At 75.2% G+C, this 13,463-nt stretch carries 11 protein-coding genes; 2 read left to right on the top strand and 9 right to left on the bottom strand.

Annotated features, from left to right (window positions below; translation table 11 throughout):
* Positions 1-28: 28 nt before the first annotated feature.
* Entirely contained in the window at positions 29-1,228 is a 1,200-nt protein-coding gene (gene serA / locus M3673_RS05060; protein ID WP_056904829.1) for a phosphoglycerate dehydrogenase, read from the bottom strand.
* 168 nt (positions 1,229-1,396) lie between these two features.
* Between serA and M3673_RS05055 the strand changes: the two genes are divergently transcribed.
* Positions 1,397-3,745, top strand: a complete 2,349-nt coding sequence (locus M3673_RS05055; RefSeq protein ID WP_251532418.1) for a hypothetical protein — start codon at positions 1,397-1,399, stop codon at positions 3,743-3,745.
* Between the two features lie 19 nt (positions 3,746-3,764).
* Here the strand turns inward: M3673_RS05055 and M3673_RS05050 are convergent, their stop codons facing one another.
* From M3673_RS05050 to M3673_RS05030, 5 genes are read right to left on the bottom strand one after another with little or no spacing between them, the layout of a single operon-like run.
* Entirely contained in the window at positions 3,765-4,472 is a 708-nt protein-coding gene (locus M3673_RS05050; RefSeq protein ID WP_251532415.1) for a class I SAM-dependent methyltransferase, read from the bottom strand.
* Positions 4,469-5,257, bottom strand: a complete 789-nt coding sequence (locus M3673_RS05045; RefSeq protein ID WP_251532413.1) for an ABC transporter ATP-binding protein — start codon at positions 5,255-5,257, stop codon at positions 4,469-4,471. The genes M3673_RS05050 and M3673_RS05045 overlap by 4 nt, the downstream gene beginning before the upstream one ends.
* Positions 5,254-6,240 carry an ABC transporter substrate-binding protein gene (locus M3673_RS05040; protein WP_285838977.1) on the bottom strand — a complete coding sequence of 329 codons (987 nt, stop codon included), beginning with the start codon at positions 6,238-6,240 and terminating at the stop codon, positions 5,254-5,256. The genes M3673_RS05045 and M3673_RS05040 overlap by 4 nt, the downstream gene beginning before the upstream one ends.
* 40 nt (positions 6,241-6,280) lie before the next feature.
* On the bottom strand, positions 6,281-7,393 hold the full coding sequence (locus tag M3673_RS05035) for an iron ABC transporter permease (protein WP_251532412.1): 1,113 nt from the start codon (positions 7,391-7,393) through the stop codon (positions 6,281-6,283).
* A 59-nt stretch (positions 7,394-7,452) separates the two neighbouring features.
* Positions 7,453-8,622 carry an RtcB family protein gene (locus M3673_RS05030; protein WP_251532410.1) on the bottom strand — a complete coding sequence of 390 codons (1,170 nt, stop codon included), beginning with the start codon at positions 8,620-8,622 and terminating at the stop codon, positions 7,453-7,455.
* 120 nt (positions 8,623-8,742) lie between these two features.
* Here M3673_RS05030 and M3673_RS05025 point away from each other — a divergent pair, with 120 nt between their 5' ends.
* Positions 8,743-8,901: a hypothetical protein gene (locus M3673_RS05025; RefSeq protein ID WP_156718289.1), complete on the top strand. Its 159-nt coding sequence runs from the start codon at positions 8,743-8,745 to the stop codon at positions 8,899-8,901.
* 55 nt (positions 8,902-8,956) lie between these two features.
* On the opposite strand, the gene M3673_RS05020 is transcribed toward M3673_RS05025, so the two are convergent.
* From M3673_RS05020 to M3673_RS05010, 3 genes are read right to left on the bottom strand one after another with little or no spacing between them, the layout of a single operon-like run.
* Positions 8,957-10,597, bottom strand: coding sequence for a DNA repair helicase XPB (locus M3673_RS05020; RefSeq protein WP_056862048.1), 1,641 nt, complete (start codon positions 10,595-10,597; stop codon positions 8,957-8,959).
* A 40-nt stretch (positions 10,598-10,637) separates the two neighbouring features.
* Entirely contained in the window at positions 10,638-11,165 is a 528-nt protein-coding gene (locus M3673_RS05015) for a CGNR zinc finger domain-containing protein (protein WP_056862049.1), read from the bottom strand.
* A gap of 10 nt (positions 11,166-11,175) precedes the next feature.
* Entirely contained in the window at positions 11,176-13,458 is a 2,283-nt protein-coding gene (locus tag M3673_RS05010; RefSeq protein WP_251532409.1) for a helicase C-terminal domain-containing protein, read from the bottom strand.
* Between the last annotated feature and the right edge of the window lie 5 nt (positions 13,459-13,463).

Below are 13,463 nucleotides of genomic sequence, written 5' to 3'. Positions count from 1 at the left end.
CCCGAGCCTACGGACGGGGCGGTGGGGCTCAGGCCGACCAGGTGCGGACCCAGAGCGTGTGCTCGGAGTCGGCCAGGGCCTTGATCGCCGACTCCGGGACGGGGTCGGAGGTGTCGGTGACGACGTAGCCCTGCTCGCCGGAGGTGGCGAGGTACTGACCGGTGACGTTGCTGCCCGACTCGGCGATGAGCTGGTTGACCGAGGCGAGCACGCCGGGCACGTTGACGTGGAGGTAGCCCAGCCGGTGCCCGCTCTGCAGCTGCGGGGCCATGACGGCGGGCAGGTCGACCGACAGCTCGGTGCGGCCCTCGAGGGCGAAGCCGGCGAGCTTGTTGGCGACGAAGAAGCCGATCTCCTCCTGCGCCTCCTGCGTGGAGCCGCCGACGTGCGGGGTGAGGATGACGTTGTCGAGACCGCGCAGCGGCGACTCGAAGGGGTCGCCCTGGGCCTTGGGCTCGATCGGGAAGACGTCGAGGGCTGCGCCGGCGATGTGGCCCGAGAGGATGTGCTCGCGCAGCGACTCGTTGTCGACGACCATGCCTCGCGCGGCGTTGATGAACAGCGAGCGCGGCTTCATCCGCGCGAACTGCTCGGGGCCGAAGAAGCCGGCGTTGCCGGGGCGGCCGTCGACGTGCAGCGTGACGACGTCGGCCTGCTCGAGCAGGTCGTCGAGGGTCTTCATGCGCTGCGCGTTGCCGTGGGCCAGCCGGTCGGCGGTGTCGAAGAAGATGACCCGCATGCCCATCGACTCGGCCAGGTTGGACAGCTGGGTGCCGATGTTGCCGTAGCCCACGATGCCGAGGGTGCGACCGCGGATCTCGTGGCTGCCCTTGGCCGACTTGTCCCAGACACCGGCGTGCATCTTGCCCGACTTCTCGTGCAGGCGACGGGCCAGCGCGATGATCTCGCCGATGACCAGCTCCACCACGCTGCGGGTGTTGGAGAAGGGCGCGTTGAAGACGGCCAGGCCGCGGGCCGCGGCCGCGGCCAGGTCGACCTGGTTGGTGCCGATGCAGAAGCAGCCGACGGCCTGCAGGTCGGTGGCGGCGTCGAGCACCCGCTCGGTGAGGTGGGTGTTGGAGCGGATGCCGAGCAGGTCGACGCCGGGGAGCGTCTCCACGAGCTCGTCCTCGGAGAGGGAGCCGGCGCGCAGCTCGACCTCGAAGCCGCGACCCTCGAGGATCTGGACGGCGAGCGGATGGATGTTCTCGAGCAGCAGTGCCTTCACTCCGACAAGGGTAGAGAAGCCGCGCCGCTGCGCCGAAAACCCGATGAGGCGTGGACGCCCGGGGCGGTGGGTCGCAGGATGTGGCGTGCGCGAGGCAACCGGACGACGCTCTCGTGCGTCTAGGAGTCGGTGGGCAGACCGCCCACCCCGAACGAACGGACCCCACCCGTGCTCCAGCGCCCCACCCGCCGTGCCGCCGCGGCGCTCGCCGCCATCCTGCTCCCGTTGACGGCCGCGGCCGTCGTGCCCACCCCGACCGCCGCCGCGCCGCCGGCGCCGGCCGCCACCTCGGCCGACCGCGGCGCCTGGCAGGTGTCGCGGGTCGACGCCGCGACGTGGCGGGTGGCGTGGACCGCGCCGGGCCGGCTGCCGCTGGGCTCCGACCGCCCGACCCTCGCCGGCGCCGGCCTCGGCTTCGGGGCCCCGACCGTGAGCGCCGACGGGCGCACCGTGAGCGCCACGGTGCGCTCCGCGCAGCGCCCCGACCCCGCCGACCTCGACGTGCTGCTCTCGGGCGACCGCCTGGACGAGTCCGGGCTCGACGCGTCCCGGGCCACCGCGCCGCTCGCCGCGGGCCGCGCGGCCACCGCGCCGTACACGCAGGGCTTCGCCGAGCTGGCCGACGACCCCGGGGTGGCCGGGCCGTTCGCCACCGTCGCCAGCGACTACGAGCTCGACCCGGTCAAGCTGCCGGGGATGCCCGAGCCGGTCGAGATGGTCGGCCACGTGGTCGAGCCCGCCGCCGACGCCGCGACCGGGCCCCGGCCGCTCGTGCTCTTCCAGCACGGTCGTCACGGCGTGTGCTACGACCCCGACCGACCGCGCGCCTACAGCGTCGACTGGCCCTGCGCGGGCCGCTTCGAGGAGATCCCGAGCCACCTGGGCTACGTGCAGACCCAGGAACTGCTGGCCAGCCAGGGCTACGCCACCGTCTCGATCCGGGTCAACGGCATCAACGCCCAGGACTACCGCCTCGACGACGGCGGCGCCGACGCCCGCGCCGAGATCATCGCGCGCCACCTCGACCACTGGGTCGACCTGGCGCCCTCCCACGACGTCGACCTCGACCGGGTCGTGCTGGTGGGCCACAGCCGCGGCGGCGAGGGCGTGGACCGCGCCTCGATCCAGATCCCGCAGTCGGCTCCCTACCGTGTCGCCGGTCAGGTGCTCATCGCGCCGACCGACTTCGGCACCCAGACCGCGCCCTACGTGCCCACCGTGACCCTGCTGCCGGCCTGCGACGGCGACGTGTTCGACCTCCAGGGCCAGCGCTTCACCGACTACGGCCGTGACGTCGCCCCCGACGACACCTCGCTGAAGAGCTCGGTGCTGGTGCTGGGCGCCAACCACAACTTCTTCAACTCCGAGTGGACCCCCGGCGTGGCCGCGGCCCCGTCGGTCGACGACTGGTTCGGCGGGGAGAACCGCTCGTGCGGCACCGCCGACCCGCGCCGTCTCGACGGCGCCGAGCAGCGTGCGGTGGGCGCGACGTACACCGCCGGGGCCGTGCGGCTCTTCACCGGCGACGACGCGGTGCTGCCGCTCTTCGACGGCTCGCGGGTCACCGCGGCGTCGGCCGGCGACGCCGAGGTGCTCAGCCACGCCGTCGGTGGCGGGCGCGACGTGCGCGCGCCCGGCGACGAGGCCGGACGCTCCCTGCCCGACGGCGCGGCCTCGCGCTTCTGCCGCGGCACCGCGTCCTACGCCCAGCGCGCCGCCGACTGCGGGCGCGGCATCACGGGCCAGGTGACCCCGCACTGGACCACGTCGGGGGAGCGCACCCCGACCCACCGCTTCCTGGAGGTGTCGTGGGACGCCCCGGGCCAGCGCGCCGGACTGGTGCTGGAGGAGCCGCTCGACCTCGCCGGGCGTCGGCTCGAGCTGCGCACCCTCGTCGACCCGCGGCTGGGCGACGTGCAGGTCGACGTGCGCCTCACCGACGCCGACGGCGCCACCGCCGTGGTGACACCGGAGGGCGACGGCGTGCTGCGCGCGCTGCCGCGCGGCAGCACCAAGATCTGGGGGCAGACGCTGCTGGTCGACGCCTCCGAGGCCGCCGGCATCGACCCCGCCCGCGTCACCGCGGTCGACCTGGTCGCGCGCAGCGGCGACGGGAGGGTCTGGGTCGCCGACGTCTCGGCCGCCCCCGACCGCCTCGCCGCCGTGCCGCAGCGGCGGATGGCCACGATCAGCTTCGCCGACGTGCGCCGGCCCGAGGGCGACGGCCCCGCGCCCGCCACGGTCGACCTGCCCTTCACGGTCACCGGCCTGACCCGCCCGGCGCGGGTGCTCGTGCTCACCACCGGTCAGTCGCGCGGCTCGCTCGAGCGCTACGTGCTCGACCTCGCTCCCGGGCAGACCGGTGGCGTCGTGCCGCTGGCCTACCAGCCCGACGACGAGCGCGGGGCGCGTCGCTACGACTTCCAGCTGACCGCCTGGGCCCTCGACGGCGTGATGACCGACCAGTACGTCGCCCGCGCGTCGGTCATCGACGACGACCGCCGGGGCCGCGGCTGAGGCGGCCAGGCCGGGCCGGTCAGGGGCGCGCGGTCAGCAGGAACTGCAGCCGTACGTCGTGCCCGGGCGCCGCGCCGTGGGCCCGGTCGAGCTCCAGCAGCCCGGTCAGCGGGGTCACCTCGACGTCGCGGAAGCCGCCGTCGCGCAGCGCCTGGGCGCTGGCCTCGATGCTGGTGGCCTCGGCCAGCGGGAGGGCCGCGCGCACGCCGTCGTCGTAGGAGCCGGTGAAGTCCTCGCTGCCGTGGCTCCCGAGCCCGTCGGGGAACCACGTGCTGTCCACCATGGCCAGCACCCCGTCGGGGCGCAGCACGCGGCGCCAGGCGGCCAGGGCGGCGGCGGGCTCGCGCAGCGTCCAGAGCACGTAGCGCCCGGCGAGCACGTCGAAGCTGTCGTCGGGGAAGTCGGGCGCGACCATGTCGCCGCGCAGCAGCCGCGGCGGGTGGGTCGTCGCGGGGAGCTCGGCGACGCGCTGCTGCGCCACCTCGAGCATGCCGTCGGCCAGGTCGATGCCGGTGACGCGGTGGCCGAGCCCGGCGAGCAGGGTGGTGACGTAGCCGCTGCCGCAGCCGAGGTCGAGCACGTCGGCCGGGGCCGGGGGCAGCGCCGCCGACCACACCTCGGCCCACAGCTCGCGGTCGCGGCCCCGGTGCTCGGGCCGGTGCTGGCCGGCGTCGTAGGCCGGGGCCCGGCGGCTCCAGTAGTCGTTCATGCGGTCCTGGACGCTCATGCGGGGGCTCCTTGGTGGGTGGGCTGGAAGAGCAGGTGGACCTGGCCGTCGACCTCGACCCGGCGGATGCCGATGCCGTAGACGGGCTCGAGGACGGTCGGGTCGAGCACGGTGCCGGCCGGCCCGGCGGCCACGACCGCGCCGTCGCCGAGCAGCACGAGGTCGTCGCAGTAGCGGGCGGCCAGGTTGAGGTCGTGCAGCACCACGACGACCGCGCTCGGGTCGGGGCCCTCGACGAGCCCTCGCACCAGGCCGAGCACCTCGTGCTGGTAGCGCACGTCGAGGTGGTTGGTCGGCTCGTCGAGGAGCAGGTGCGTCGCCTGCTGGGCCAGCGCGCGGGCGATGAGCACGCGCTGCCGCTCACCTCCGGAGAGCCCGGCGAAGGCGCGGGCGCCGAGGTGGTCGGCCCCGACCCGGCGCAGGCAGTCGAGGGCCAGCGCGTGGTCGTCGGCCCCGAGGCGCTGGAAGGTCGACAGGTGGGGTCCGCGCCCCAGCAGGACCATCTCCGCCACCGTCAGGGCGGTCTCGCCGCCGCTCTCCTGCACCACGACGGCGAGGCGCCGGGCCGCCTCCCGCGGGCCGAGCGACGCGGCCGGGTCGCCGTCGACCTCGACCTGCCCGGTGGGGGAGCGCAGCGCGCCGTGCAGCAGGCGCAGCAGGGTCGTCTTGCCGCTGCCGTTGGGGCCGATGAGCCCCAGCACGCGGCCGGGGCGGGCGAGGAGGTCGACGCGGTCGACGACGCGGCGGCCGGCGTAGGCCCAGGAGACCCCGGTCGCGGTGATCACGCCCCGAACCTCGCCACGATCGCCTCCAGCCCGTCGACCGACAGCGGGCTGGGGGGCTCGGTGAAGTTGAACAGCTGCGTCATCACCTCCCCCTCGCGCACGGCGGTGAGCCGCTCCGCGCCGGGGAGCCCCACCAGGGCCTCCTCGACCGCGGCGGGGTCGCCGTCGGTGTGGAGCAGCACGACCACGTCGGGGTCGCGGCCCAGCAGCTCCTCGAGGGTGACCTCGAAGACCCGCTCGTCGACGTCGCCGAAGACGTTCTCGAGGCCGGCGGCCTCCAGCTGCGGGTGCGCCATCGACCCGGTGCCGTAGGCGTACGTCGTGCCTCCGCCCACCGTGGGGTAGAGCACGGCGGCCGTGCGCCCCGACGGCTCGCCGACCGCGGCCTCCACGGCGGCGAGGCGCTCCTGCAGGTCGGCGGTGGCGGCGGCCGCCTCGTCGGGACGGTCGAAGACCTCGCCGTAGAGCGCCAGCTGCGACCAGACGTCGTCGAAGCCGGGCTCGCTCCCGCCGGTCTCGCACAGTGCCGGCTCCTCCAGCAGTGGCACGTCGACGGCCTCGAGGCTGCTGCGCGAGAGGTTGTCGACCTCGCCCAGCACGAGGTCGGGCCGCTGGGCGACGACGACCTCCTTGGAGATCTGCAGGTGCCCGCTGGTGTCGGTGTCGCTGGTCAGCTCGGGGATCGCGTCGAGCTCGGCGAGGGTCTGCTCGTCGTAGTACTCCGACGGGTAGAGCCCGGCGCGGGCGACGACCCGGTCGAGCACGCCGAGGTCGTGCAGGTAGGGCACCGCGGCGCTCTTCAGCATCACCACCCGCTCCGGGGCGGAGGGGAAGGTGACGTCACTGCCGCAGTTGGCGACCGTCACCGGCTCGCCGCCCGAGGCGCTGCCCGACGCGTCGGTCGAGGTGCCGCAGCCGGCGAGCGCGAGGACGGAGGCGGTGAGGACGGAGGCGGTGAGGACGGAGCCACGGGGGCGGGGCATGGGTCTCCTAGCTGGGGAGGGGGGAACGGGGAGGGAGGGGTCAGGCCGCGGTGGCGTGGAGGCGGCGGATGAGCAGCAGGAGGAAGGGGGCGCCCACGACCGAGGTGATGATCCCGATCGGGATCTCCTGCGGCTGGAGCAGCACGCGGCTGGCGACGTCGGCCCAGACGAGGAGGATCGCGCCCATGAGCGCGGCGGTGGGCACGACCCGCACGTGGCCGGCGCCGACGGCGCGGCGCGCGAGGTGGGGCACCACGAGACCCACGAAGCCGATGCTGCCCGCGGCGGCCACCAGCACCGCGACGCACAGCGACACGACCAGCAGCAGCAGGGTCCGGAAGCGGTCGGGGGAGACCCCGAGGGTGTGGGCGGTCTCGTCGCCGACGGCGAGCGCGTCGAGCCCGCGGCCCCACACCGCCAGCAGCGCCACGGTGAGGATCACGACGACGGCGACCACCGCGAGCGGGGCGTCCCACTGGGCCAGGCCGAGGGAGCCGAGCAGCCAGAACATCACCGACCGCGCGCCCTCCGCGGAGCCGGAGGCGAAGACCAGGAAGCTGGTGACCCCCGACAGCGCGTAGCCCACGGCCACGCCGGCGAGCAGCATGCGGGTCGAGGTGAGGCGCCCGCCCGAGCGGGCCACGGCCAGCACGAGCGCGGAGGCCGCCACGGCGCCGAGGAAGGCGCTGGCGGGCAGCGCGTGCTGTCCGAGGCCGGCGCCGAGGCCGAAGAGGATGGCCGCCGCGGCGCCGGTGGAGGCGCCGGAGTTGATGCCGAGCAGGTAGGGGTCGGCCAGCACGTTGCGGACCATGGCCTGGAGGGCGACCCCGCACACGGCGAGCCCGGCGCCGACGAGCACGGCGAGCACGACCCGCGGCAGCCTCACCTGCCAGACGATGGCGTCGCTGGTGGGGTCGACGGCGGCGGTGCCGGGCAGGCCCACCAGGTGGTGCCCCACGATGCGCGCCACGGTGGCGGGGTCGATGCCGACCGCCCCCGCGCCCACCCCGACCAGCACGGTGGCGACCAGCCCGGCCCCGAGGCCGAGCAGCCACAGCGTCGTACGCCGCCGCCGCGCGCGGAGGCCGAGCGGGTCGTCCGCCCGTCCGGGCGCGGGGCCCGGACGGGCGGACGGGGTGGCGGTGGGGATCACGACGCTCCGAGGTTGTTGCGAACAATGCGCAACAACGTACCAGTCGCCGTAGGCCTGGCTCAGTCGCCCTTGACGTTGACCACCTGCCGCAGCACGTGCCTGACCTCGACCAGGTCGGAGGCGTCGGCCATGACGCGGTCGATGTCCTTGTAGGCCCCCGGGATCTCGTCGAGGAAGGCCTCGGAGTCGCGCCACTCGATGCCCGACATCGCCTCCCGCAGCTGCTCGCGGGTGAAGGTGCGCCGGGCCCGTGCCCGCGAGTACTCCCGCCCCGCGCCGTGGGGTGCGGAGTGCAGCGAGACCGGGTCGCCCCTGCCGACGACGACGTAGGAGGCGGTGCCCATCGACCCGGGGATCAACCCCGGCCGACCGGCCTCGGCGTTGATGGCGCCCTTGCGGGAGAGCCACACGTCGCGACCGAAGTGCCGCTCGCGCTCGGTGTAGTTGTGGTGGCAGTTGATCTCCTCGGTGCGCACCACAGCCTCGCCGACCCACTCCTCGACCTGGCGCACCACGCGGTCCATCATCTCCTCGCGGTTGAGCAGCGCGTAGGTCTGCGCCCACCGCATCTGGGCGACGTAGGCGTCGAGCTCCGCAGTGCCCTCGACGAGGTAGGCGAGGTCCTTGTCGGGCAGCGGCACCCACCAGCGCTCGCAGAGGTCGCGCGCGACGGCGATGTGGTGCTGCGCGATGCGGTTGCCCACCCCGCGCGAGCCCGAGTGCAGGAAGAGCCAGACCCGCTGCTCCTCGTCGACGCTCACCTCGATGAAGTGGTTGCCCGAGCCCAGGGTGCCGAGCTGGAGCTCCCAGCGCCGGGCGTACGCCGCCGGCTCGAAGCCGGCCTGCTCGGCGAGGCGGGTCAGCAGCTCGAGCCGCTCCCGGGTGTGCTCGCGGCTGACCCGGCGGTTGGCGCCGCCGGCCGAGAGCGGCACCGCCCGCTCGATGGCCTCGCGCACGGGGCGCCGGTCGGTGGGCAGCCGGTCGGCCGTCCACTGGGTGCGCACGGCGATCATGCCGCAGCCGATGTCGACGCCGACGGCGGCGGGCATGATCGCGCCGAGGGTCGGGATGACCGACCCGACGGTCGCCCCCAGACCCAGGTGCGCGTCGGGCATCAGCGCGAGGTGCGGGTGGATGAACGGCATGCGCGCCGTCGTCATCGCCTGCTCGCGGGTGGTGTCCTCGAGGATGGAAGCCCAGCTGAGGAGCTTCGGGGTGATCTTCTCCATCGTCCTTCCCCTGATCGGTCGCCGACCACGGTGGCCGGCGACCGGCGACGCTACGGAGCAGGAATCGGGTTGCACCCCCGGTTTTGCGCGTGCAGGGGCGCGGCGGGCGAGGATGCGCCCATGCGCCTGCCGACCGACCGCCTCCTGACCGTCACCGACGACGGCGGGCTCGACCCGCTGCTGCCCGCCCCGGCGGAGATCGCCGTGGCCGTCGTGTCCGTGCTCGCGGTGCTCGGTCTCGTCGTGTGGCTGGTGCGCCGGGCCCGCCGCGGCCGCTGACCCGGCCGGCGGCCCCGGCGGGCGGCCCCGGCGGGCGGCCCCGGCGGGGGCCTCCTCAGGCGGGCAGGTCCTCGGCGTCGACGATGCGGTAGGCGTAGCCCTGCTCGGCCAGGAAGCGCTGGCGGTTCTGGGCGAACTCCGCGTCGACGGTGTCGCGCGAGACGATCGTGTAGAAGTGCGCGGTCTTGCCCTCGCTCTTGGGCCGCAGCAGCCGGCCCAGGCGCTGGGCCTCCTCCTGGCGCGAGCCGAAGGAGCCGGAGACCTGGATGGCCACCTCGGCCGAGGGCAGGTCGATGGAGAAGTTCGCCACCTTGCTCACCACCAACAGGCCGATCTCGCCCGATCGGAAGGCCTCGAAGAGGCGCTGGCGCTCCTTGACCGTCGTCTCGCCCTTGATGACCGGGGCGTCGAGGGCCGCGGCGAGCTCGTCGAGCTGCTCGATGTACTGCCCGATGACCAGGGTGGGCTGGCCCGGATGCTGGGCGACCAGCTCGCGCACCACGTCGACCTTGTGGTGGGTGCAGGCGGCCAGGCGGTAGCGCTCCTCGGGCTCGGCCGTGGCGTAGACCAGCCGCTCGTCTGTCGGCAGCGAGACCCGCACCTCGACGCAGTCGGCCGGCGCGATCCAGCCCTGCGACTCGATGTCCTTCCAGGGCGCGTCGTACCTCTTGGGCCCGATGAGGGAGAAGACGTCGCCCTCGCGGCCGTCCTCGCGCACCAGGGTCGCGGTGAGGCCGATGCGCCGGCGCGCCTGGAGGTCGGCGGTCATCCGGAAGATCGGCGCGGGCAGCAGGTGCACCTCGTCGTAGACGATGAGGCCCCAGTCGCGGGCGTCGAGCAGCTCGAGGTGGGGGTAGGCGCCCTTGCGGCGCAGCGTGAGCACCTGGTAGGTCGCGATGGTGACCGGCTTGATCTCCTTCATCGCCCCGGAGTACTCGCCGATCTCGTCCTCGGTGAGCGACGTGCGCTTCACCAGCTCGTCCTTCCACTGCCGGGCCGAGACGGTGTTGGTCACCAGGATCAGCGTGGTGGCCTTGGCGTGGGCCATCGCGGCCGCGCCGACCAGCGTCTTGCCGGCGCCGCACGGCAGCACGACGACGCCGGAGCCGCCGTGCCAGAAGGAGTCGGCGGCGTCGCGCTGGTAGTCGCGCAGGTGCCACTCGCTCTCGTCGAGGTCGATGGGGTGGGCCTCGCCGTCGACGTAGCCGGCGAAGTCCTCGGCCGGCCAGCCCAGCTTGAGCAGCGCCTGCTTGAGGTTGCCGCGCTCGGAGCCGTGGACCACCACGGTGTCGTCGTCGAGGCGGGCGCCGATCATGCCGGCGATCTTCTTGGCCCGCAGCACCTCCTCGAGCACGGGGCGGTCGGAGCTGACCAGGGTCAGCCCGTGCACCGGGTGCTTCTCCAGGCGCAGCCGGCCGTAGCGGGCCATGGTCTCGGCCACGTCGACCAGCAGCGAGTGCGGCACGGCGTAGCGGCTGTACTCCAGCAGCGTGTCGACGACCTGCTCGGCGTCGTGGCCCGCGGCGCGTGCGTTCCACAGCCCCAGCGGCGTGAGCCGGTAGGTGTGCACGTGCTCGGGGGAGCGCTCGAGCTCGGCGAAGGGGGCGATCGCCTTGCGGCAGTCCTGCGCCCGCTCGTGGTCGATCTCGAGCAGCAGGGTCTTGTCGGACTGGACGATGAGGGGGCCGTCGTTCACCTGGCGAGTCTACGGAGCCGCCGGGCGGCGGGCGGTCGGCTCAGGCCGGCGTACGCCGTCGCGCGCGGTGGGCGGCCACGTGGACCCGCGAGGCGCACCGCCCGGAGCAGTAGCGCCGGGAGCGGTTGGAGGAGGTGTCGACCCACACCTGCGAGCAGCGCGGCTCCCCGCACACGCCGAGCCGGGCGGCGCCGAGGTCGGCCACCAGGGTGGCCAGGCCCACCAGCGACTCGGCGAGGAGCTGCTCGGCCACGGCGTCGGAGCGACCCCCGACGGCCAGGCGCAGGCCCGAGGGCGCGTGCGGGTCGGGCGTGAGCCGCGGGGTGACCGGGTGCGCGGCCAGCAGGGCGTCGAGGGCCTCGACGGCGGCCGCGTCGCGGCCCTCGGCGGCCGCCCGGAAGACGGGGTCGAGGTCGCGCTGCAGCCGCCGCACGAGCATGCAGTCGCGGTCGGTCACCCGCGCGGCCAGCGCGGGGCGCTCCGAGAGCACCGCGACGAGGTCGTCGACGTCGAGCACCGTGGCGTTGACCAGCCGGGCGGCCTGCTCGGCGTGGCCCGCGACGTCCATGGCGCCCAGCCTACGAGTCGGCGGCGCCGGGCTCGACGGGCTTGACCGTGGTGATCCGGTGCACCGCGAAGGTCCGCACGTCGTCGACGCGGTGGTCGCGCGCGGTGAGCTGGCCGCCCTCCACCGCGAGCGGGTCGACGATGCGCTCGGTGCGGGTGCCGTGGTTGTCGACGTAGCCGATGAGCACGCTCAGCCCCAGCTCGACCGCCTCGCGCAGCGCCGCCAGCGAGCCCGACGGGGTCAGGGCGCTCGCGGGCGCCTGGAGCCGGGTGCTGGTGGCGCGGTCGCCCGAGCGCACCGCGGTGACCACCGCGGCCACGCGCGCGCCCTCGCGGGCGTCGCGCTGGCCCGGCGAGCGACGCTCGCGGGGGGTGCGGGCGCGCAGCTGGTCGGGGCGGGCCACGTGGACCGTGCCGTCGGGGGCCTCGACGACCGGCGCGGCACCGAGCTCGCGCAGCCGGGGCAGCAGCAGGTCGATCGGCAGCGTCGAGACCAGCACCGTCGGGGCCAGGCGGCGCAGCTCCAGGCCCGCGGCCTGCGGGTGGCCGAGGATCTCCGAGAGCGCGGTCTCGTCGTCGGCGCGCAGGAAGGCCTCGGCGTGCCCCACCCGCACCGAGCCGAAGGTCCGTGCGGTGTCGTCGACCAGGTAGGTCAGCGGCTGCGGCACCGGCGTGCGCGAGACCGAGCCCAGGAAGTCGTGGAGCTCCACCGCGGTCCAGCCGGTGTCGAGCGCGCGCCGCACGGAGCCGGGGGTGAAGCGGTAGACGGTCGCGCCGCCGCGCGACTCCACGTCGGCCACGACCTGGAGGCGTCGCGCGAGCGCCGACTCCAGCGGCCCGGGGGCCACCGCCGTCAGGTCGGCCTGCAGCAGCACGTGGTCGAGGGGCTCGGGCAGCAGCGGCGCGAGCTCGGCCGCCGCGCGGTCCGGCTCGTCGGCGACGAGCGGGCGGGCGAAGCCGGCCAGCCCGCCCAGGCCGGTCAGGCCCAGCGCGGCCGCCTCGGCGACGACCCAGCCGACCTGCTCGGTGCGGGTGCGGGGCCGGCGCGGACGCAGCCACGACAGCCGCGCGTGCAGCGAGGGCGGCCCGGTGCCGCTGGCCAGCACGCGCCCCGGCCCGGCCGAGGCCAGCGCCTCCAGCGTCATCCGGCGCGTCTCCACGACGTGCACCCCCGAGAGGTCGGGCGACAGGGCGTTCCACGCCTTGCCCGCGGTGTCGCGGCTGCCCACCATGCCCGGCAGGCGGGGGCTGTCGAGCCACGCGGTGACGAGCCGGCGCCACCGGTCGGCCGCGGGCCGCGCGGCCCAGGCGTCGTAGTCGTCGCTGGGCAGCCAGGCCGGCGCCCCGTCGGCGCCGACGCCGGTCGCGAGCAGGCCCGCCGCGACGGCGGTCTCCACCAGCAGTGCGGTCGTCGCCTCGTCGACGTGGAGGAGCAGCGCCGCGGCCCGCAGGTCGCGCACCCCGAGACCGCCGCTGCGCAGGGCCGAGGGGGGCCGGGTGCCCCAGGCGTCGAGGAGCAGCTCGGTGCGTCGTACGGCGTCGAAGGCCGCGCCGGCGGCGGTGCGGTCGACGAGGGCCTGGTCGCGCTCGGAGATGACCAGCTCGGGCACGGCGTCGACCGGCTCGGTGGTGGTGCGCCCGCCGCGCAGCGCGAGGCCCACCTCGCCGGGCACCACCACGGTGCCGCCGCCGCGGGCCACCAGCAGGCGGCGCGACAGCAGCTCCTCGGCGGGGGTGGTGGCGTCCTCGGGCAGCACCGTGTGGCGTGCGGCGCCGGTGGTCGCCTCGCCGCCCTGGGCGGCGACGTGGTCGAGCATCGCGCGCGCCGCGGGGGAGAGGGCGGCCAGGTGGGACGCGACCGCGGCCGGGTCGGGCGCGGGCTGGCTGCGCGGGCGCAGGCCGCTCACCCCGACGTCGCCGCCGCCGGTGAGCAGGTCGGCCACGCCGGTGAGCGGACGGGGGCCCGACGTCGACTCCCAGACGAGCGCCACGTCGACGAGGTGCTCGAGCGCGGCACGGGCCCGGGCGGGGTCGGCGTGCACCAGCGAGGCGACTTCGTCGGGTGTGGTTTGACCTGCGACGACGAGGGCATCAAGGACGCAGAGCTCGAGCCGGGACAGCTGGTCGAGCGTGCGCAGCAACGACGACCGGGTGGCAGCCCGCGAGGCGAGCTGGCTGGAGTCTTGAGGGGCGGGAGTGGCGAGATCGGGTCGAGCGACGAGCAGACGGGACAGCCGCTCGTCCGACCAGGCGCGCAGCTGGTCGGCCAACGATCGGTACCCCGTCTCGGACATCCCTC

Source organism: Nocardioides sp. P86, from assembly GCF_023712465.1.
GTDB classification, from domain to species: domain Bacteria; phylum Actinomycetota; class Actinomycetes; order Propionibacteriales; family Nocardioidaceae; genus Nocardioides; species Nocardioides kribbensis.
This window is presented reverse-complemented; position numbering and strand designations above follow the sequence as displayed.

Coding starts and splice junctions, on each gene's coding strand:
- M3673_RS05030 (WP_251532410.1), bottom strand. CDS start 8,622: ATGGAGAAGATCACCCCGAAGCTCCTCAGCTGGGCTTCCATCCTCGAG.
- M3673_RS05015 (WP_056862049.1), bottom strand. CDS start 11,165: ATGGACGTCGCGGGCCACGCCGAGCAGGCCGCCCGGCTGGTCAACGCC.
- M3673_RS05050 (WP_251532415.1), bottom strand. CDS start 4,472: ATGAGCGTCCAGGACCGCATGAACGACTACTGGAGCCGCCGGGCCCCG.
- M3673_RS05025 (WP_156718289.1), top strand. CDS start 8,743: ATGCGCCTGCCGACCGACCGCCTCCTGACCGTCACCGACGACGGCGGG.
- M3673_RS05040 (WP_285838977.1), bottom strand. CDS start 6,240: ATGCCCCGCCCCCGTGGCTCCGTCCTCACCGCCTCCGTCCTCACCGCC.
- M3673_RS05010 (WP_251532409.1), bottom strand. CDS start 13,458: ATGTCCGAGACGGGGTACCGATCGTTGGCCGACCAGCTGCGCGCCTGG.